Consider the following 20,274-nt stretch of genomic DNA (forward strand, 5'->3'; position numbering starts at 1 on the left):
TTGAAACCACAGTCCACACACGGCAAGCCCGGCGCGAGTGGCATTCGCGCCGGGCTGGCAGGTACCTCATCCCTCAAGTCCATTGACTGGCCCGCACTGCTTGCCACGGCCCCGTTTTTCATGTTTGCCATCGTCATGATGGTGATGCCCACCGCGGCGCTACTGGCCACGGCCTTTGTTGATAAGCAGGGAGGTTTTACGTTAGCGAACTTCGCGGAGATCATCACGCCAGAGGTTGCCGACGCCTTCATGGCTTCGGCCAAAATCTCCGCCGTCACCGCCGTTCTTGGAACGGTGCTCGGGCTCGTACTGGCCCTCACCGTTGGCCGGCGCATGACCAGCCAGAAGGTGAAGGCCGCCGTTATGAGCTTTTGCGGCGTGGCCTCGCATTTCTCAGGCATACCCCTTGCCTTCGCCTTCATCGCCACTCTGGGGCGGCTTGGCCTCGTGACTGTGTTTTTACGGAAGGCCTTCGGCATCGACATTTACGCGGCAGGTTTTGAGCTTGCCAGCTTTTCCGGCTTGACGCTTACCTACCTGTTCTTTCAGGTCCCGATTGCATTCACGATCATCATGCCCGCCGTTGACCGGCTTTCCACACAGACACGTGAGGCGGCCGAGATGTTGGGTGCCACGGCTACCCAGTATTGGCGCTTTGTTGGCCTGCCAATCCTCTGGCCAACAATCCTCGGGGCGTTGGCATTGTTGTTCGCCAATGCATTCGGGGGCGTCGCAACGGCCTACGCGCTGACAGGAACGGCGGTGAACGTCATCCCGATCTTGCTCTACGCGCAAATTCGCGGCGACGTGCTGCACAACGAGCAGCTTGGCGCCGTCCTAGCCTTGCTCATGGTATTTGTCATGACGGTGACCATTTCTCTTTACCTGATGCTTCGCGTGCGCTCCGAACGGTGGATGAAATGAAATTCGTCCTGCGCTATTCCCCTTGGACCATATTCGCCATCGCCGCAGTGTTCTTTCTGATGCCGCTTTTCAGCACGGCGGAATTTTCATTAAGCATCCGGCGCGGCGTATATTCGCTTGAGGCTTACGAGTCGGTTTTCTTAGACCCGGAATTTGCGGCCAGCTTCTTCTATTCGCTGATAATAGCAGTATTGACGATTATCTTTGGCACGATCATCGTGGTTCCGATGGCCTATTATGTCCGGTTGCGCCTCCAATGGCTGCGGCCTGTGGTGGAAATCTTCGTGATGCTGCCCATGGTCGTGCCGCCTATCGTGCTTGTCTTTGGCTATCTGCGGCTGTTTTCGTCATCGTCGGTGCTGCCGCTGGCCGATAGCAGCGCTGGTGCGAGCATCCTGCTTATCTGCGGCTGTACCACATTATCTCTGCCGTACCTCTACCGCACGATTGATACCGGCTTGCAGACGATTGACGTTCAGACGCTGACGGACGCCGCTGGCATTCTCGGCGCTCGGCCATTCGCGACAATCAGGCTGGTGATCTTCCCGAACATCTTGCCTTCCGTCATGGCAGGCGCATTCCTGACCTTCGCGGTCGTGATGGGGGAATTCGTGATTGCTAGCCTTTTGACGCGCCCGGCTTTCGGCACCTACATTCAAAAAATCGGCATGAGCAAAGCCTATGAGCCTGCGGCCCTGACCATCCTGTCTTTTGCCATCACTTGGGGCGCACTGGCCATGATGAACGTCATGACGCGGTTTTCGCGGCGAGCAGGGTAGGGTTTCCTCTCATTCTTCTGGTGTGAACGGTATCCTGTATCTGAAGGCTCTGCAGATACAGGTCCGTCACGCCAAGAAGCATGGCATCGAGCTGAGGCAGAGCGATACGCGTCTGACGAAAGCAGCGGCGGTGCGCGCCGGCCGTTATGCCCATGCCCGGCAATTCCGCCGCATGCGCCGCGAACTGAAGCGCCTGCGCATCTCTCTTGGCTGCGTCTTGCGCGATATTGGCCGCAAGGTCGCCGGCAACGTCGAACTGGAGCGGACTTTTGCCCGGCTGTTCGGTCTTATCGAACGGCTGCTGGCGCAAAAGCCGAAGGACAAGAACAAGGTCTATGCGCTGCATGCTCCCGAGGTCGTCTGCTTCTCGAAGGGCAAGGCTCGCGCGCCATTCGAGTTCGGTTGCAAGGTAGGGTTCGCGGCGACGGACCGCGAAGGGCTGGTTCTGGCGGCCAAGGCATTCGAAGACAATTCCTATGGCGGGCACACCCTCTCACCTCCCGTCGACCAGGCTGTTGCCATGGGTGGTATCCGGATCGCATCTACGTCGAGGAATATCGCGGTCATGATTACACCGGATCGGCGTCGGTGATGATTGCCGGAAGCCGGCGCGGGCTGACGCCGACCATGCGACGGGAGCTGAAACGACGATCGGCCATCGAGCCCACCATCGGCCATATGAAGACCGATGGCAGGCTGGACCGGAACTTCCTTCTCGGGCACGATGGCAACACCATCAATGCGCTGCTCGTCGGGGTAGGTCACAATCTGCGCCTCATCCTGGCCAAACTGGCCCCTTTGGCGTGCTTCATCAGGGCCGCGCTTAACGTTCTCATGGCGAAATCGGATACTTCTCCAGATCTTCCCAACCGCCAGAAGATCAATGATTTAAGCCTTTGTTCAGGCCGACTAATTAGGGGCTGGCGGGCGAAAAGACCGCTTCCGGTTTTACACTTTCGTCGGTAATGGCGCGGGCGAAATGCTCCTCGTCCGCGAACATCCGAAGCCAAGTTTCAATCGAAATGGCTTTCCAGGCGTTTTGAACGGTACTACGGGTGACCTCGCGCACGAGCTCTTCCCTTACCAGAGCCAGATTTTCATAATCGTAGACGTCCCGCTTTTGCGCCGCGGCGGAGTTGAACAAGAGATCAAATGTCGTCAACAACCAAGTCCGCATTGCGCTGTCATACATCAGCTGCTGTATTCGTTTCGGTCGCTTTACAATCTCCTCGGGCAAAAACATCGCCGACGCTTGGCGCAGGATAAGCTTATTGCCTTTGTCGTTGACCTTCTGGGCGTCAGGAATGCGCATTGCGGTTCGGACGACGTGGGTGTCGGCATACGGCATGCGCAGATCGATGCCAAAACGAGCGGCTAGCATTTCCTGGGCACCCATCCGCTCGTCCCGCCTATCCATTGTGGCGATAAGTTCGGCATGCAAGGAACCGTGAGAAGGCGACCGCGTCCGCAGCGTCGCGTGGGTGCCGCTTGCTGCCCCCTTGAGGATTGTAAGGCTTCCATTTGGGGCCGATTCCTCATCAGTTGGCCGCCCGTTAAGGCTCTTCCACAACTGTGTGTGGAAGTTCATGCCTCCAAATAATGTATCCGAGAGATTGCCAGAAAATAGAACATCGACATGCAACCCTGCCATCTCGCAAAGCCCGAACAAGCATGGATACTCGTCATAGCCCCCGGGGTTCTCCATCGCCCACATCGCTTCTGGAAGCAGTCGTGAAAATTCTGATGGTTCCAGAAATAGTTCGTGATGCTCCAGTCCCAAAGCCAACGCGGTCAACCGGGCGCCTTCGATCTCGGGGTCTCCTCCGTTGTGACCAACAGTGAACGACTTGACCGTGATTTGCTTCATGGAGCGAGCGACCAACTCTGCGATTAGAGCTGAGTCCACTCCGCTACTCAGCATTATGCCCACCGCTGGCGGTTGATCGGCGCCGAGCCTTTCCACAGCGCTCAGCAAAGCGTCTGCGACCACCTCCACCGGTACGAAAGCATCCGCTATCGCAGGCGTGATCGATGATGCCGCCTCCGATGGAAAGGAATTGTCTTCATAGCTGACCTTCGACCATTTTCCGGGCAAAACCGGCTTTACCTCGGAAAAGAATGTTAGCCCGCTCGGCACCCACCCGGTTCGTTCGAATCCCTTGATCGCTTCCAGGTCGATTGATCGATCAAAGCCAGGCAATGCCCGAAGGCATTTGTATTCAGTGCAGAAGGCTAGGCCCCTTCCGATCCGCGTGACATAGAGGGTGTTGACCCCGATGTTGTCACGGAGGAAACGAACCTGTTGCTTCGGTATGTCGACCAGTGCGATGCAATAGTGACCATTTACTGCATCTGGGGCGTCCAGCTTGCCTAGTGCGTAAAGCTCCGCAAGATCCGCGGCCATCGAGACCTGTTTTCCTTCGACAGAAGGGGATCCGGTATAGGAGACCATCAACTCTGGATCCTTGAAGATTCTACCAGGCAACCTACTGACCGTGGTTAGTGAAATGTCGGCCTCTTTGATCGTGTCGACGTAACTTCCCCGGTGTTTCAGCATCCTGGAAAATAGTACGGGGTCGACAAGTGGCATGCCGATCGAGCCAAACATTGCGTCCACGATAATCCTCTCCTGTTCGATGGCTAAAATGACGTGCCAAACTCGAATTGTGCTTTTGTTGCTTAGCCGGATGTCTTTTCGTGACCTGCGGCAGTTCATGTGAAACGGTGTCACAAAAGGGTGGTATTGTCGGGATTACGACGACGTAAAGCATCGAACGAATTCGGTAGTAAAGAATTGCAAGGATAGAGACCGATCCTGAGACATTTGTTTACTGAAGAGCGAGAAGAGCGCTCATCGCGGTAATGAAGACTGCCGAAAGGACAATCCAAGTCACATTCATCTTTGGAAATCGGATCGACGAGAGATGTAACCCGCTCATGATGACCGCAACGGCGCCCATCAGCAGGATCAGGTGATCCGTTACGATTTGGGAGCCGAGGTAGTACGACAGGGCGAATACGAGGATGTTGTGGGGCAGCGGCACCCCGACGAAAGAGCCTCCCGACAGTCCGAACGCTTCGAAGTAGCTCAGCCGCAAAATGCCCGCGGCACAGATGAGTAGCCCCGCGAACGTCGGGAATGGTGCCGCCTCACCCAATGACGCGAGAAAGATCAAGGGAAAGACACCAGCGGATAGGAAATCTCCCAACGCGTCCATCGCCTTTCCGACATCGCTCATCCCCGGTTGGCGATGGTGCATCCTGCGGGCAACCAGACCATCCAACGAATCTGCCAGGTGGCTCCAGAGAACGCATATCAGGGCGAGGTTGTATTTGCCCATCACTGCCATCGCGCATGCGGACATTGCTAAAAGAGCTCCGACGAACGTTATCGCGTTCGGCGGATCCAGGAGAATTCCCATTATGGGTTGGCGGCGTTCTTGTTCCATCGACGATACGTTGGTCATGATTGTTCCTCGTAGCCTTGTTGGCGAAGATCGGTGCTCGTGCATTGTCGAGTCCCAACTGGAACAAACGATGCTCCTCTGCCGCTCATGCAACTAATCCGAGCAAGCCGCTTAAATTGCAATCCCTTACCACCAATTACCCGACCATCAATCGTCATTATGCTCTCCTCACCAACAATCTTAAACGGATGTTTGGCCAGACCTGAAAAATTCGGAGGACAGGTTTAACCGCAGCAATTCGCGTTGGATGTGCTCGACAGATTTATCTTCTTTCTCCAATCGCGGATCCAAGAACATGCCAACCATCCTCCCGCTGTGCGCAACTTGAAGGCCGAAGGCGTTCGTGGATTGGGACAGTTCCAAGAGCGAATCGAAGTGCGGCTGTGGCAGGTACCGCTGATTAATGACAGCGCTTCGCGTGGCCATTTCCCCCAATTCACCAAGGCTCCCGTTTTCTAGCGCTCGCCGTAGTAGCTTCCGCAGGTCTCCGAACTCCCTGATCTCGTCCCCTGTATATCTGGTCGGCGGATGGGCTAATGTGTCAACGGGGTGGTTAGGAGCTACGTTCACACTGATCAGCGAGAACTCGGGTATTCTGCTTTCGAAGCGCTCGAGCACAGTGCCCTCTCGCGGACAGATGAGCCTGGGATTTCCAGTAAACATGGTGCCGTCACTGGCCACCTCGGCTCGAACAGCTAGGCGAAAGATCGTGCTAGCCTCTAGCTGCAGTCCAAACAGTCGAGCCGTTGCGCGGATGGTCGCAACAACGTCCGTTGTTGATGAGCCTAAGCCGAATCCTTCTGGAATATTCGAATTCACGGTGACCTTGATTCCCCTGCCAGTATACCCGATCCCACCTAGAAGGAGCCTCGCCGCCGCTCCCGATTTTGTTTTGTGCTTAGGGCGGACGAGGACTTCGATGCCATCAATCGGCTCAGCGACGGCAATCGAGTACCGAGGTGGGAAGGGAAGCGTCACTAAGCCTCGGTGCAGCCGACTATCTTCGCCTCGGAAAACGCCTTGGAGGATTTCGCCGTGGTGGCCAATTGCAAAGCCGCTCGCGTACATGATAAACCTCTTATGATGATCGTAGCCAGTTGTTGCCGGCAGCCGCGACCCAGGATTCTGCTTCTTCGAGGTCTTCTGGGGTGTCGATCTCGAACGCGGTGACGTCGAAGCTCTCTGTCTCGATAATCCCTAGCCGGTATTTCGAACCGAGCGAGCGAGCGAGGATATCCTCATAGTAGAGTGCCGTTTCGCCTCCCGAAATCGCGTCCCTCATGTTTCGATGGAAATCGAGTACAAACTCGTTCGAGCGAAGGAGGTATAGGCTGATCGTCTTGCGATCGCTTGGAAGGGTTTCGTCGCAGTTGCGCGTGACAACTATGTACCACTCCCCATCCATCCCCCGCCGCAAGACAGTCCCCGTTTCTTTAGGTCGAAGTGGGCGGGTAGGAACCGTTATGTCAGCACCGTCCGGCTGCAACCAGTGGGCGGGAAAGTCGGAAAGGAGAACATCGCAATCCGATAGGATAACGGCTCTTCCAGGGACAAGCGCCAGGCCCAAGGACGTAATGTTGTTCTCAGATCGGTATCGAGGGTTTTCGACGATATCGATGTTCATCGCTCCCGAGGTGCTGCGAACGTGCGCGATCAACTTATCGCCGAGAAAGCCGACCACGACTGTTGCGTTCGAGACACCGGCCCGCTGCATTTGACTGAGGAGGCGTGACACCAATGGCTCGCCGGCGACTTCGATAAGCGCCTTCGGACGATTGGCGGTTAGATGACCGAGACGTCTTCCCATTCCAGCGGCGAGGATGATTGCTTCCGATATATTATGACCCGTTCGGGAAGAGCTATTCAGCTTAGCTCGGTGGCGACCCACCTGCCCATACTCGCCAGGTGTTGTCGCCGATCCATCATTGTTGTAAGCCATTGTCCACCTCCATACACTGATCTCCTCCACCCCGCTTAGGCTCGAGCTGCCATCTGTGGCGATGAAGAATCCGCTAATCACCTAGGCAAACCTCATGCCAAAATGGCAAAGTGCTTTGAAAACAAGACCAGATAGACCCGGATGTACGACATTGTCAGAACTCTCGTAACTAGTGTGTTGGTTTCCACGCAGAAGTGAGCCGGTTAGGCGCATAATTTCCATTGAGAATTGAGCCATGTGAACCTTCCCCCAACGCGGTGAGCGGCGGGGGCAACGGAGTGATCCACATGGGACTTTTGAACATCATCCGCCGGATGGCGCTGCGCGAGAAGCAATCGATCCGAGAGATCAGCCGGCGCACTGGGCTGTCACGCAACACGATCGCGAAGTATTTGAGTGCCGGTACGATCGAGCCGACGTTCACGGTACCGGAACGACCGAGCAAGCTTGATCCTTTTGCCGACAAACTTGCTGGCTGGCTAAAGACCGAGGCCGGGAGGTCACGCAAGCAGCGCCGAACGCTGAAGCAGCTTCATGCTGATCTGATGGCTCTCGGCTTTACCGGATCCTATGGTCGGGTCGCCGCGTTCGCCCGTGACTGGCGGACTGAGCAGCAGACGGCGGGCCGCGGCATATTCGTTCCTCTGTCTTTCCGCCCAGGCGAAGCATTCCAATTCGATTGGAGTGAAGATTATGCCGTGATAGGCGGCGAGCGCACGAAGCTGCAGGTTGCCCACATCAAACTATCACACAGCCGGGCGTTTCTGATCAGGGCCTACCTGCTGCAGACGCACGAGATGCTCTTCGACGCTCACTGGCACGGGTTCCGCGTGTTCGGCGGCGTGCCTGGTCGCGGCATTTACTACAACATGAAGACCGCGGTCGATCGTGTCGGCCGTGGCAAGGAACGGCAGGTCAATATCCGTTTCCTCGCGATGACGAACCACTACGTCTTTGCCCCTGAGTTTTGCAATCCCGCCGCGGGTTGGGAAAAGGGTCAGGTCGAGAAGAACGTCCAAGATGCCCGACCACGGTTGTGGCAACAGATGCCGGACTTTCCAGATCTGGCGCAACGAAAGTCGAAAAGCCGGCGGTCGTCACGACTAACCTTGACACGTTTTTCGAAAGATCGCTGATGCAGTCATATTCGCCGGAGTTTGCGACCGCCGAGAGTGCCGCGGGACAGGATATTCCTGCGCCTGAAAGCAGCAGGTTCCATGGCATCGTCCATCTCCATGGAAGGCTCTCCGATCCTCAGCTGGGCCTTTCTCAAACCGAGTTGGTGCTGACAAGCGCCCAATATGGCGAAGCCTATCTTCGCGCAGGTTGGACTAGGCTGTGATCGGGCCCAAACTCAAAGCACGACATTTTGACAATCAGAAGACTGAAGCGAAGATTGGCGTCCGTGTTCTTAACCGGATGACAGAGCTTGGCCGGCCCTAGTTCGAGCGCGTTGCATGAAAATGCAGTGGATAGGGGTAGCCTCTGCTATCTTCTGACCATCGAAGCGATGCTCCTCTTACTCGCGAAGCTTCGTGTCTCAGGTGGACCTATTCCTCCGCCCAAGGGGCGCTTGACGGAACAGCGGACTCCCCCCAGCCGCTGTTCAATTAGAAAAGCCTGCCGCACCTCCTCCTGCGGCAGGCTTTCGCGTTTTCCGAGACGATCAAGCTCTCAGCTCAGGCGCTCAATTAGGCTGTGCGGAAAATTGAGTTTTGGCATGTTGGTCTTACCGCGGCCCCGGTGCGGATCAGCTCTTCGAGATCGAGTGGCTTGCCCTTGGTCACAAGTTTCTCGGCTTTCGCATTCGCCGCCTTCTCGAGCGCGCAGAGGGCAGTCTGTGCTCCCCAACATTCGCAGCCGAAAAGCTCTGCCGATGGGCGACATGCGGTTAACCAGAAAATTTGCGACAGGCCGAAATTCTGATTGAGTTCTGCGAAGGAGATTGAGTTCAAGAGCAATCGCTGATCCCCGAACTTGGTTCCTAATGCAAGCCAGACGAACCGTTTATCTTCCAAGATCCATCTGATGGACAAGCGACACCATTGAACCGAGTCACGCCCTCGAGACTTTGCTTGCTTGTGACGAAGTCGCGGCATCCATTTGGATTGTTTGTACCCGGCCGGACCTGCTCGATCACCCCGGCGCTGCCAGTTGACGGGTTGGCCCACGCTAGCGGATCAGAACCGACCGTCGCCCGACCCACGGTTTCGGCTATCACCGTTTGGTCAGTGATCGGAACTGCCGCCGCAGCAACCGGAGCACCTGTGGACGTCTGGAGCGGTTCGGTGTTTGAGCAAGCGGTAAGCACCAGCGCAGGGAACACGATGGCAATCTGGATCAGTTTTGAAAGCATTGAGTGATAAACCATCCTTTCGGACGCTGCAGATGACATCATATTGTGACCAGATGCGGGCGCCATTGACTGCTCATTTCGCGGACAACGACGAAAATCTCCAACATAATGGTTCAAATTCTCAAAGACCCAATAGGCTGGCTCGTAATTGCCCCATCTTCAGGAAATCGGTGGCGGTGCGCCAATGGCTACCGCCATTACTCCGTGAGGAGTCCTGGCGATCCTCAAACGGGGTCGGTGTGGGGCAGAGTGACTGACGAGTTTTCGCCAGCATTTCGGTTGAAGTAGCGGACCTCTGAATGCTAGCATACTGTCTCTTAGGACAAGGGCCCACCACTTCGGAAGAACCGGGCGGCAAAGCGCTTGATGCGCAAGCTCCTGAAAACACAAGACCGTCCGCCCCGTGTAATGATCACCGACAAGCTACGTCCTATGGTGCGGCGAAACGAGAGAGCACACCAGGCCTCAATCATCGTTCTCACAACCGACTGAATAATAGGGTGGAGAATCCTCATCAACCCATCCGACGACGGGAGAGGATCATGAAGCGCTTCAAAGTATCTCGACAGCTTCAGCGTTTTCGTTTCCATCCACGACCGGATCAGCAGACACGCAGATCTTCACCCAGCCGGAACATAGTAACGTCCCGGGTTTCGAGCACCGCTAACAAAACTGCGTATCCGCATCTTCAGGCTCAAGCCGCACACCATTCGGCAGCGACGCTGTCAAACATAGGCGTGTCGATGTCTGCCGAGCTTTCCGCCGGGGCATCCATGCGCGAAGCCTCCTGGAACATTATCTCGCGCATCCAGATGCTTCCGGGGTCGGAATTGTGAAGCAAGGGCCACTGCACAGCCTCCGTGAACCAGAGGGAAGGCAGCGGATGATCGACGATCTGGAGGCGGATGGTGGGTTCGAAATGTCTGACGAGCCGCAAGGGAAGGGTTGCTATCCGATTCGTCCCCTGAAGTAACATCGGGATCGCGTTAAAGCCCTGGACCACGATTTCGATACGCCGCTTAAAACCGTGCTCTAGCAACAGCCATTGTTCAATGGATGGCTTCAAAGTACGTCCAAACATGGCCGCGACGTGTCCCAGCGACATGAATCGCTCGAGGGAAAGCTTCCCGCGCAGCTGCTGATTGTTAGGGCAGCCGACGCATACGAGCTTCTCCTCAAATAGCTTCGCACTGGGATGAGCGGCTGACATGAACTGATCTGGAAAAATCAAAAAATCCAAATCTCCACTACGCAGACGCTCTTCCGGATCATCATTGATGTGAAGCAATTCAAAACTGACGCCGGGTGCCTCTCGCGCTACGCGCTTTATCACCTTTTCGAAGAATACGAGCGTCATGAAATCGGACAGTACGATTCTGAAGCGCCGGTTAGATTCCGCTGGGACTAATGGATCCCACGCAATGACAGAGAGCTGAATCTGCAGTAGAGCTTCGCGAACTGCAGGGGCGAGCGCCTCGGCTCGCGGGGTCGGAACAAGTCTACGCTGCTGCATCACAAACAGCTCGTCATTGAAGTAGGCGCGCAACCTAGCGATGGCTGCGCTCATGGCTGGCTGACTAAGGTTGATGCTGCGCGCCGCTGCCGTGAGCTTCCGCTCGGTCATCAAAGCATTGAGAGCGACGAGAAGATTTAGGTCCAGGCCCTTAAAACGCATTCCACCACACCTTGATGGTCCCATCAATATCGGGGCACGATCTCCCTCCTAACGAGTGTGGAGGCGAATGTGACGCCTTCAATGAGAACTGTCTCCACTGGATGACCGCGGACTTGACCGCCGGTTCACCTTATCTTCTCGTATTATGGTATACCATCAACCGCAAGTCAAGCTTCCGCGGACTCTCTGTCTGACACCTCGATGAAGTCGTGGTACGCAGGGAGAGCAATCCCCCGCTTTATGGCGCAGCTTCTCGCCGAGAAGAAGTTCCAAGCGCGATGTCACGTTGTTTCATCGACGCCTCGGTAAAGAGCCGTGGTGGTGAGCGTTGCAGAAAGGGCGGATCTTAGTCTGTCAGGTGAGGTTTAGAGAGACGAGCGTATTGGTCATCACCTCCGAGGTGAGGATCTAATTTACCCACCTAATTTGTTGGGGTTGTCTAGCAAGAGGGGGAAACTCATCGGGCTGCTTGACAGGTTGGTACGCGAACATAATTGCTTTAAACCTTCCCACGGACCAACTACCGATCTTGCGATCGAACCTTCGAGATATTTGTATTAATACTTTAACGAACTAAGTATTTCTGTTTGTACCGCAAAAAACCAAAATACAGAATCGCATTCGAGCGCGGCAATCATGTATATCACAAAATATATTATTGTTTTATATTGATCTACGCCAAGGTGCCGTCTAGATGTGGCGTACGAGCGGCCGGAGTGTGCCCCGGGTAGCGACAAGAGGCCTAAATGACACGACCTAACACCCTGACGATGCGGACTTTCGTTGCGGTGAAGATCGCGCGACCCAAGCGAAGGATGAGAGATGGCCGGATTTTTGAGAAAGTTGCTGCCGAAACGGTTCCGCAAAGATGGGCTCACCATCCCGGTCGTTAAATTGCAGGGCGCAATCGTCGCCGGCGGCGGCCCGTTCCGGCCAACCCTCAACCTCGCCAATGTCTCTCCGGTTCTGGAAAAGGCCTTCGCCATGAAGGACGCACCGGCGGTCGCCATCTCCATCAATTCGCCGGGTGGCTCGCCCGTCCAGTCGCGCCTGATCTTCACCCGCATTCGCGAGCTCGCCCGCGAGAAGCAGAAGAAGGTTCTGGTCTTCGTCGAGGATGTCGCTGCCTCGGGCGGTTACATGATCGCGCTGGCCGGCGACGAGATCATTGCCGACGCCACCTCCATCGTCGGCTCGATCGGCGTCGTCTCCGGCGGTTTCGGTTTTCCCGAGCTCTTGAAGAAAATCGGCGTCGAACGCCGCGTCTATACGGCGGGCGAAAACAAGGTGATCCTCGATCCTTTCCAGCCGGAAAAGGAAAAGGATATCGAGTATCTGAAGAGCCTGCAGCTCGAAATCCACCAGGTCTTCATCTCGATGGTGCGCGAACGTCGCGCCGGCAAGCTGAGGGACGATGCGACGGTGTTTTCCGGCCTGTTCTGGAGCGGCACGCGCGGCCTCGAGCTCGGCCTCATCGATGGCCTCGGCGATATGCGCCAGGAATTGAAGAGGCGCTACGGCCAGAAGACCAAACTGGAGCTCGTCACCGCCGGCCGCGGCCTGTTCGGCCGCCGTATTCCAGGTGTGTCGCCGGTCTCGCTCGAAGGTGCTGCATCCGGTCTCGCGACAGGGCTTGTCGAAGCGGCGGAAGAGAGAGCATTGTGGAGCCGTTTCGGGCTTTGAAGGGGTGCGGTGCCGGTCCATGGTGGTGGACGCCACACATAGGCGCGATCGACATCGCCCCTTGGGGTATTGTCACGTTAACTGGGTTGCGGTTGCCTGCCTGACGGGTTGCGCATAATTTTCGGCAATGCAGACATCAGATATCAGTTTTAAGCGTCACCGTTTTCCCCCGCAGATCATTACTCACGCCGTCTGGCTTTATCTGCGGTTCAACCTTAGTCAGCGTGAAGTTGAGGAAATGCTGCTCGAGCGTGGAATCGACGTGTCATACGAGACAGTCCGCCGCTGGATCGCCAAGTTCGGACCCCAGATCGCACGCAACTTGCGGCGGCGGCAGGCGCGCCTCGGCGATATTTGGTATTTGGACGAAGTCGTCGTGAAATGCGCTGGAGAGAAATCCTGGCTCTGGCGTGCGGTCGATCAACATGGCACTGTTCTGGAAGAGATATTGCAGAAGCGGCGTGATAAAAGGGATGCAGCGAAGCGCGTGCTGGTGGCGTTAATGAAGCGCTATGGCTTTGCTCCCAAACGGATCATCACCGATAAGCTCCGCTCCTACGGTGCAGCAAAGGCGGAAGTGGCACCCGGCCTTGACTATTGATCGCACAATGGCCTCAATAATCGGGCCGAGAACAGCCATCTGCCGTTTCGAAAACGGGAACGAACCATGCAAGGCCACCGATCACTAGGCACGTTGCAACGGTTCGTCTCCATGCACTCAGCGACCCGCAATTGCTTTTCGGTTCCGTCCCGTCGCGGCACAGCGCAAACAATTCGCTACCATCGGCTCGAAGCTTTCGATGCATGGAAAATTGCGGCCTGTGTCGCCTGAATATCCACGAGCCGCTGGCATTTCCAGCCAGAAAAACTTAACGTGACAACACCCACCAACGCGGTGACGCCCAGGCCGAAGCCGGACGACAATGCGCTGCTGCCGAACATATCGAGGGTGAAGGGATCGTGGGACATGAAAGCTCCTTTTCGAGGATGTGCGCCATCTCCCACGGGACAGGTCCCGCGGCTGCGAAGGCGGATGAAATTGAGGTGAGGAAATTTGGACCTGGTTCGTCCGGCGGCAGCGATCGCGAGCTACGAGCGCGTGATTACGGAGCGCTGCATTGTTTCCGCGCAAACTCCGCCCGCAGATGCGTGGCTTCCGGGTTTGTGGAAAGCATGGCTTCCAGTCTCTCAGCGTCGATGAAGACGATGCCGTCGTCTCCCCGAAATACGGCGCTTGTAGTCCCGGTAGTCCGGATTGGTCTTCGGATCGCACTCGTCGGCATAGACCGCGAGTGCCCTTTGGCCCTCTGCCAATTTTCCGTTGGAAAGCACATAGACGCCTTCATCGCCGACGATCCACAGGCCGTGCCGTTCGTCCTTATCCGGAAGCAGTCCATAGTGAGGATCGCGGAAACCGCCATTGGCTGCCGCGTCGGTGTGTCCGCGCGCGATCACTGCACGAACGTCGACCACGCTAAAAGTGAACAAGGCGTCCTCCTCACGCGGCAATCGGGGAGGGAAGGTGGCGAAGATGCACCGGCAGCTTCACAGCGCTCTCCCGTCGGTGAGTTCCTCGAGCAGCTTCAGGAAAGTGCCCTCGTTGCCGCCATAAAGCACGACGGTGCGCTTGCCGCGAGCGGACTGCGGCCACTTGTCTCCGGCATAGCCGCGGTAATCGTCGGCAGTCGTGCTCCAGATATGCTCGAGCCGCTCTTGCCGCGTCATGGACCGGACGGCTTTCGCGCTCGATGATGGCGACGCGCATCGTTTCGACGGATGCCTTGTCGGAAAGATCGCAATAGCCATGGAAATATCGAATGGCCGCGTCGATCCTGAGCGCAAAGAACACGGATGTCACCGAGCCGGTCATGTATTCGCGTATCGCAAACATCGACCCTCGGACCCACAATGGCGGCAGGATCTCGAACATGTAATCATACTCGGTCTCGCCGATCTCGAACCATTCGCCTGCGTAGAATGGTGCGGCATCACCATCCCAACGGTTTGGGCGCTGCGCGTGGCGATCGAACATGCGGAACATCTGCTGGCGGCTTGCGACGCCCTGAAAAACCTTGGCGGTTGCGGGAGAGGTGATCATCTGCGGCGCCTTTGGAGGTTTTCGGACTGAAGTGCAGCGCCGTCCTCTCGACCTCGCCATCCCCTTCAGTCCTTCATGACCCCTTCCGAGCCGGCGACATCGCGACCGGCCGGGTCAAGGGACGGCTCCGCCGGGCGAAGCCTTCCCTTGGCGCTGCGGCACGCCACTTTCCTTTCTTTCCAGTTTTTGCTTTTCCCTGACTTTCAGGGTCTCGTTCCAATCCTCCTTGGGCGGGCGCAGCCGCGTCCAGTCGCACCCGGTATCCTCGGCGAGCGCCCGCAACCGCTCTGCAAACAGATCCCCCTGAGAATTGGCGTCGGTCGCAGCGACCAGCTGGGCGTCAGGTCTGGCGGCCAATTCCCTCAGCGCGGCCTGCGTGGCCGGCGACCATCCGCCGCCGGTGCTGAGATAGAGCGTGCCGTCACGCAACGCCTCGATGGCCGCGAGACTCATGGCATCGATCGCGGCTTCTGTGACGGCCAGGCGCAACGCAGTAGGCGGCCCGAGACGGAAAAGAATCTTGTTCCCTCCAGAGGCGAACCCTCGGTATTGCGGACCTCGCGCCTCCCAGCCAGTCACAACGCCGACATCGTCCGAATGAGCTGCCCATAGGCTGCCATGCGGGCCTTCTCGAAGAAGGTCGCCTTTGATCGCGTTGCGGAGTAAATGTGCAGGCAGGCAACGCTCGCCATTGAGGTAACACCATGTCGACGACCCGGGCCATGGGCGGCGGCGCGCCTGCCAACGATCGGGGAGAGAGAGGTCGTATCCTCCATCAGGCTTCAATGGCTGCCACTCCGGCTCGGTGATCGTGAAACCGACGAGATCTGCGACCCGTTCGGCGCATTCGATAAATCCGACATGATCGAGATGCTCGACAAGCCCGAACACATCGCCTTTCGCATCGCTGAGCGGATCGAACCATCCGCGCCCCTCATGCGTAACGATGATGATTTCACCGCCACGGCGAAACTTAATCGCCCGCCGGCTGCTTTCCTCGAAGTCGATGGCGAAGCTCGCCCTTTCGAGAACCGCCGCGCAACCGACCCGTTCGCGCAGCGCTTCTATTTCTCTTCTCTTCATTTGATTTCCAATCGCCCGGCGATTGGCCCTCGTTGCCTTTCTTTGCCCTTCGTTTCGCGGGCACCCTTCGGCCAGCCGCGAAGAGCAAAGGCGGCAAGGGCGCGGCTGACAAGTGTCGGATCATGCAATGCTTGACCGCGGCGAAGCCTCCCTTGCGTCTGCAGTTCGCAAGCGGCACGCCAGAACCACGGAAAGAATCGTGAACGATCGCAAGATCGTCGTCGGCGTCGATTTCGTCAGAGGGTAGAACGCCGTACTTGCCGTCGGCTGCGAAGACCGTGACCATCAGGTCGCGGGAGAGCTGGAAGGCGTGGGACCGCACAAAGGAAAGATCGAGCGACTTTAGAGGGCTCAAGCCCGGCCAATTCCCGCTGAATGACTCCTCAAAGGCGCGGGACCGGCGCGATCAGCGCGACGCGGCAGCAGCTTCCTAGCGGACCTTTCAGCGGGTTGATCGTGGAATCCGGAAGAGAGCAAGGATCCATACAAACACGCAAATTGGCTTGCGTTCGTGGCCACTTCGATTCAGCTACGTTCCGCACCGACCGCAGGAGCCATTGTCTCCGTCTTTTCAAAAACCGATGGCGCGATCTTGCTGAGGACCTGGAGGTCGCCGAAACGGTGCATTTACAAGCGGATGAAAGGCAAGGTGAAAGCGTCCGGCGCCCGCAACCATGATGGGATCAGTCTGATCGCGTGAGCTTCGCTTTCTCAAGCGCCTGTTCCAATGATTCGGCGTTGAGCGAAATAACCGCACGCTCCACGCATGCCTGAATTTCAGCGGCACGCTTTCCCTCGATCAACGCGATATCAGCCACAGTCCACCCCCTCGATATCCAGTGGAGACAGGTTCGTTCAATCGGAGAGAGCATTGCTGTCTTCATGGCGCGAGTCCCACTCAGCTAAAGCCCACTAGGGTTTCGAGCGGAAACATCGACTTTACCGGTGTAAATTTGTTCAAAACTCACCATGGCCATTTGCCTCGAATACCTTTGGTCCACCTATCCAGCTCGACTTCAACTCAAACCCGGGGTCAACACCACACAAGCCGCCCTTTGTGCTAAGCATGCCTTTGGCCTTTGCGGGTTCCCCAAGCGGAAGCTTATTCGTCAGAGCGATCGACGCAGCGATCACGGGCGTGGCTGCCTGGGCAAGGCAGCGCCTCGATCAAAGCTGAGCCCGACACCGTAGATTGAGGCGAGGGGCGGCCGAATCGAAGAGACGGGTAATTTCGCCCTCAGCTCGATGGGACATCTCAATGAGATGGCGGGATAGTCGGACAAGCAGCACGCGACCGTGACGACGAGCGCGGTGTTCTCGGAACGCAAAGCCGCACCGGCGGCAGCGAAGGTGGCCTGCATGATAGGATCCTGTCTTGTAAGAAGAGAGGTCAGTTTTCGAGAAAGGTGAGCTCGCTGACGAAACCTTCGGCATCGCCTCGAAAAAGTGAGCGGCTGAATTCGATCGCGCGGCCCGAAGCAAGATAGGCAACGCGCTTTGTTAAAAGACCAGCCGTTCCGATCGCGACGCCAAGCGTGGTGGCGTCCGGATCTTCGATGTTAAGTGCGAAAGTGCGCTCGATCGCACGAATGGGTCTAAAGTTTGCGTCCGCGAGTGTGTTGCAGGTGGAAGAGGTAACGGTACGAGCGGCGGGCAGGAACTCGGAGGAAATGCATATGCGTTCAATCGCAAGCGGCTGGCCCGCCGAGCTCCGCAAATGGGTGATGCGCACGACGCGACTGTCGCTTGACAGGCCGAGTGTCATCATCTCCTCGGGTGCGGGATGAGACGTGCTGCGCTCGATGCACTCGACTTTCGTGCCCGATCCAAGCCAGGAAATGTCACCCGTCAAAAGGTTCGCGCGTGACGGAGGCTGATCTGCGCGGACCGCCGATCCGGCTACGAAGGTTCCTGAGCCGCGCCTGCGGACCAGAAATCCGTCTTGGACGAGATGGTTGATTGCTTTGCGGACCGTTACACGGCTAACGCGGACATGTTCAGCGAGGTCTCGTTCGGGATAAAGAACGTCGCCCTCTTTGAGTTTACCCGACAGGATCGCCTTTTCAAGCGCCAGGCGAAGTCTATGGTAGAGCGGACCGGCACCGTTGATCTCTATGCCCCATCCTGGAAGCATGGCCGCAAGTCTGTCACTCATTCGATCGCTTTCAGGGGCCCGAAGCGCGAAACCGCCAAGGCCACGGCCCCGCTCAGTGCATCGCCTTCGGGCGTTACCAATAGACTTTGATGCCGTGCAGCGATCCAGGACGAATAGAGCGGCCCCAATCCCCCGAGCAGGCAAATCCTCTGCGTTCCTCGAGCGACTAGACGATCAAGTGCTTCGTCCACTGAAACAGCGGCTTCTTTCAACAGGCGCGCGGCGACGGCATCGCCCTGTTTGATGTGCTCGAATACGCGCGGCGCATAGCGACCAAAGGCGCCGGGCTTTGCCTGCCGTGCAAACTCGACGATATTACGTGGGTCATTCTTGAATTCCGCAAGGACCGAGGCGGTCATCGCGGACATGACATGGATGCCGTCGTATGCGAGCAGCGATTCTTGCAAAAGCGCATGTCCAATACGAGCGCCGCTGCCGAGGTCGCCGACAGTAAAGCCCCATCCGCCGGTGTAGGTCACCGTATCACAGTGGCGGGAGATGTAGATCGTGCCTGTTCCTAAAATGGCGACGGCTCCGTCTTTATCGCCAAGCGCGCCTTGTAGCGCGATCAGTCCGTCTGACTCTATGTCCGCCTCGGCGAAGGGTAGCCTGTTTTTCACGTAGTGAACGGCCTCGCCGACATTATTGCCCGCGACCCCCAGAACTGCACGCGCCGAGGCGATGCTACGCGCATTGATGCCAGCTGCGTAAAACGCCGCGCGGGTCGCACTGGCAATGTTGTCGAGCGCCGTATCCGGATCGGAAAGGATGTTGGCTGGCCCGGCTTGAGCCCGCGCAAGGATATTTCCGTTCGAACCGGCGACTGCCGCACGGCAGCTCGTGCCACCGCCGTCGATTCCGATTAGGTATGCGGTCATCCGCCCGTTCCTTCAGGAGGTCATCTGACACAACGTCGATCGCGTTCGGGCCGCGCCAGCTGCCCTCGTAGTGTTAGTACGTACGTCGCACAAACATACTTCATTGTCAATTGGAAACCGGCTGGCGAGGGCATGGGGCGACGCTGTCGCGAGTAACCCTCATGCAATTTTGGGAAAAGTTCGTGCGCAAAGACGTCGACGGCTTCGTCGCCAGGATTCGAAGACCTTTGCTCCGTTGTTCAAGTTTGAAGGATTCTTCGGACGGCATCGTGTCGAGGCAGTCGCATCAAACAACAGCCATGGCAGGGAAACTTTGATCTGGATCAAAGCGCGGTCCCGGCGAAATTGATAATCATCAAGCCGTGCCGGAAAAACGGGATAGCCGAACCCGCAATCGCGGCGTAATCATCTCGGGCATGCCCGGCATGCGCAGCCACGCCCGCCACACGCGGATTTCGAAGGGATCAGGACATGGACGTCGTACGCAGTGACGTTTCGGACGCCGGCACTCTCGTCGCCTGCCGTTCCTGCCAGGCGCGGCACGGCGTCGTCTGCGGCGCCTTGTCCAACAGCCAGCTCCGGGAGCTCGGCCGCCACTCGCTCCGCCGCACGGTCGGCGCGGGCTGCGAGATCATCGCTCAAGGCTCGGAAAGCTCTTCCTATTCGAACATCATGCGCGGGGTGGTGAAGCTCTGCAAAGTGATGCCGGACGGACGCCAGCAGATCGTCGGCCTGCAATTCGCCCCCGATTTCGTCGGCAGGCCATTCGTGCGCGAAAGCACGCTGTCGGCCGAGGCTGCGACCGATGCCGAAATCTGCGTTTTCCCCCGCAACCTGCTCGACCGTATGATATCGGAAGCGCCGGAACTGCAGCGCAGCCTTCACGATCAGGCGCTAAAGGAGCTGGACGCCGCGCGCGAATGGATGCTGACGCTCGGCCGACGCACCGCAGGCGAGAAAGTCGCAAGCCTGCTTTACCTGATCGCCACACACGCCGAACCGCAGACCGCCACGAGCACCGATTTCGACCTGCCGCTGTCCCGCGCCGAGATCGCCGATTTTCTCGGGATGACGATCGAAACCGTCAGTCGCCAGATGACCAGGCTGCGCAAGAGCGGCGTCATTCGCATCGAGAACTTCCGACATATCATCGTGCCCGACATGGATGAGTTGGAGCGAATGATCAGCGCATAGAACGGGATCTGCCAACATCGGGGCGCTGACCCGGGATCGGCGC

General features: G+C 57.4%; 17 protein-coding genes and 7 pseudogenes. 10 read left to right on the forward strand and 14 right to left on the reverse strand.

Annotation, left to right across the window (positions count from 1 at the left end; genetic code table 11):
- The 3 genes and pseudogenes from AC1D2N_RS16705 to AC1D2N_RS16715 all read left to right on the forward strand — a co-directional run.
- Entirely contained in the window at positions 1 to 924 is a 924-nt protein-coding gene (locus tag AC1D2N_RS16705) for an ABC transporter permease (protein WP_130654312.1), read from the forward strand.
- A complete protein-coding gene (locus AC1D2N_RS16710; RefSeq protein WP_065276647.1) occupies positions 921 to 1,703 on the forward strand; it encodes an ABC transporter permease in 783 nt (260 codons plus the stop codon). Before AC1D2N_RS16705 ends, AC1D2N_RS16710 begins: the two co-directional genes overlap by 4 nt.
- A gap of 34 nt (positions 1,704 to 1,737) precedes the next feature.
- Positions 1,738 to 2,595 (forward strand): annotated as a pseudogene (locus AC1D2N_RS16715) (transposase); the annotation flags it as partial.
- Positions 2,596 to 2,616: 21 nt separating this feature from the next.
- Here AC1D2N_RS16715 and AC1D2N_RS16720 read toward each other — a convergent pair.
- From AC1D2N_RS16720 to AC1D2N_RS16735, 4 genes are all read right to left on the reverse strand, one after another.
- Positions 2,617 to 4,311 carry an asparagine synthetase B family protein gene (locus AC1D2N_RS16720; protein WP_130657494.1) on the reverse strand — a complete coding sequence of 565 codons (1,695 nt, stop codon included), beginning with the start codon at positions 4,309 to 4,311 and terminating at the stop codon, positions 2,617 to 2,619.
- Positions 4,312 to 4,531: 220 nt separating this feature from the next.
- Entirely contained in the window at positions 4,532 to 5,170 is a 639-nt protein-coding gene (locus AC1D2N_RS16725; protein WP_027688361.1) for a CDP-alcohol phosphatidyltransferase family protein, read from the reverse strand.
- A gap of 180 nt (positions 5,171 to 5,350) precedes the next feature.
- Positions 5,351 to 6,238: a GHMP family kinase ATP-binding protein gene (locus AC1D2N_RS16730; protein WP_130654313.1), complete on the reverse strand. Its 888-nt coding sequence runs from the start codon at positions 6,236 to 6,238 to the stop codon at positions 5,351 to 5,353.
- Positions 6,239 to 6,248: 10 nt separating this feature from the next.
- A complete protein-coding gene (locus AC1D2N_RS16735) occupies positions 6,249 to 7,109 on the reverse strand; it encodes a phosphocholine cytidylyltransferase family protein (protein WP_245483710.1) in 861 nt (286 codons plus the stop codon).
- A gap of 287 nt (positions 7,110 to 7,396) precedes the next feature.
- Between AC1D2N_RS16735 and istA the strand changes: the two are divergent.
- Positions 7,397 to 8,176 (forward strand): annotated as a pseudogene (gene istA / locus AC1D2N_RS16740) (IS21 family transposase); the annotation flags it as partial.
- Positions 8,177 to 8,244: 68 nt separating this feature from the next.
- The gene (locus AC1D2N_RS16745) at positions 8,245 to 8,451 is read left to right on the forward strand and encodes a hypothetical protein (RefSeq protein ID WP_065276650.1); all 207 of its coding nucleotides are present in this window, start codon (positions 8,245 to 8,247) and stop codon (positions 8,449 to 8,451) included.
- 356 nt (positions 8,452 to 8,807) lie between these two features.
- Here AC1D2N_RS16745 and AC1D2N_RS16750 read toward each other — a convergent pair.
- A pseudogene (locus AC1D2N_RS16750) lies at positions 8,808 to 8,938 on the reverse strand (SOS response-associated peptidase); the annotation flags it as partial.
- 155 nt (positions 8,939 to 9,093) lie between these two features.
- Complete coding sequence (locus AC1D2N_RS16755; protein ID WP_245495584.1) at positions 9,094 to 9,531, reverse strand: RT0821/Lpp0805 family surface protein; 438 nt, start codon at positions 9,529 to 9,531, stop codon at positions 9,094 to 9,096.
- Between the two features lie 273 nt (positions 9,532 to 9,804).
- Here AC1D2N_RS16755 and AC1D2N_RS16760 point away from each other — a divergent pair.
- Positions 9,805 to 10,104 (forward strand): annotated as a pseudogene (locus AC1D2N_RS16760) (DDE-type integrase/transposase/recombinase); the annotation flags it as partial.
- Positions 10,105 to 10,159: 55 nt separating this feature from the next.
- Here the strand turns inward: AC1D2N_RS16760 and AC1D2N_RS16765 are convergent.
- Positions 10,160 to 11,140, reverse strand: coding sequence for a LysR family transcriptional regulator (locus AC1D2N_RS16765; protein WP_065276652.1), 981 nt, complete (start codon positions 11,138 to 11,140; stop codon positions 10,160 to 10,162).
- An 822-nt stretch (positions 11,141 to 11,962) separates the two neighbouring features.
- Here AC1D2N_RS16765 and AC1D2N_RS16770 point away from each other — a divergent pair.
- On the forward strand, positions 11,963 to 12,823 hold the full coding sequence (locus AC1D2N_RS16770; protein WP_065276653.1) for a S49 family peptidase: 861 nt from the start codon (positions 11,963 to 11,965) through the stop codon (positions 12,821 to 12,823).
- Positions 12,824 to 12,950: 127 nt separating this feature from the next.
- A pseudogene (locus AC1D2N_RS16775) lies at positions 12,951 to 13,655 on the forward strand (IS6 family transposase).
- Here AC1D2N_RS16775 and AC1D2N_RS16780 read toward each other — a convergent pair.
- The 4 genes and pseudogenes from AC1D2N_RS16780 to AC1D2N_RS16795 form a co-directional block, all read right to left on the reverse strand.
- Positions 13,601 to 13,792 carry a hypothetical protein gene (locus AC1D2N_RS16780; RefSeq protein ID WP_164903089.1) on the reverse strand — a complete coding sequence of 64 codons (192 nt, stop codon included), beginning with the start codon at positions 13,790 to 13,792 and terminating at the stop codon, positions 13,601 to 13,603. The pseudogene AC1D2N_RS16775 and the gene AC1D2N_RS16780 sit on opposite strands and share 55 nt — an antisense overlap.
- Positions 13,793 to 13,926: 134 nt before the next feature.
- Positions 13,927 to 14,311: pseudogene (locus tag AC1D2N_RS16785) on the reverse strand (DUF3085 domain-containing protein).
- Positions 14,312 to 14,321: 10 nt separating this feature from the next.
- Positions 14,322 to 14,921 (reverse strand): annotated as a pseudogene (locus AC1D2N_RS16790) (DUF1419 domain-containing protein).
- Positions 14,922 to 15,035: 114 nt separating this feature from the next.
- Positions 15,036 to 15,812 carry a DUF3991 and toprim domain-containing protein gene (locus tag AC1D2N_RS16795; protein ID WP_397463104.1) on the reverse strand — a complete coding sequence of 259 codons (777 nt, stop codon included), beginning with the start codon at positions 15,810 to 15,812 and terminating at the stop codon, positions 15,036 to 15,038.
- Here AC1D2N_RS16795 and AC1D2N_RS16800 point away from each other — a divergent pair.
- Entirely contained in the window at positions 15,783 to 16,139 is a 357-nt protein-coding gene (locus AC1D2N_RS16800) for a hypothetical protein (RefSeq protein ID WP_397463105.1), read from the forward strand. The genes AC1D2N_RS16795 and AC1D2N_RS16800 overlap by 30 nt on opposite strands.
- 548 nt (positions 16,140 to 16,687) lie before the next feature.
- Here AC1D2N_RS16800 and AC1D2N_RS16805 read toward each other — a convergent pair.
- From AC1D2N_RS16805 to AC1D2N_RS16815, 3 genes are all read right to left on the reverse strand, one after another.
- The gene (locus AC1D2N_RS16805) at positions 16,688 to 16,822 is read right to left on the reverse strand and encodes a hypothetical protein (protein ID WP_267970729.1); all 135 of its coding nucleotides are present in this window, start codon (positions 16,820 to 16,822) and stop codon (positions 16,688 to 16,690) included.
- A 572-nt stretch (positions 16,823 to 17,394) separates the two neighbouring features.
- Positions 17,395 to 18,159 carry a GntR family transcriptional regulator gene (locus tag AC1D2N_RS16810; RefSeq protein WP_130748851.1) on the reverse strand — a complete coding sequence of 255 codons (765 nt, stop codon included), beginning with the start codon at positions 18,157 to 18,159 and terminating at the stop codon, positions 17,395 to 17,397.
- Positions 18,156 to 19,037, reverse strand: coding sequence for a glucosamine kinase nucleotide-binding domain-containing protein (locus AC1D2N_RS16815; protein ID WP_065276655.1), 882 nt, complete (start codon positions 19,035 to 19,037; stop codon positions 18,156 to 18,158). The genes AC1D2N_RS16810 and AC1D2N_RS16815 overlap by 4 nt, the downstream gene beginning before the upstream one ends.
- A gap of 471 nt (positions 19,038 to 19,508) precedes the next feature.
- Between AC1D2N_RS16815 and AC1D2N_RS16820 the strand changes: the two genes are divergently transcribed.
- Entirely contained in the window at positions 19,509 to 20,231 is a 723-nt protein-coding gene (locus AC1D2N_RS16820; RefSeq protein WP_065276656.1) for a Crp/Fnr family transcriptional regulator, read from the forward strand.
- Positions 20,232 to 20,274: the final 43 nt, after the last annotated feature.

The organism is Rhizobium sp. P1_B8 (genome assembly GCF_056406515.1).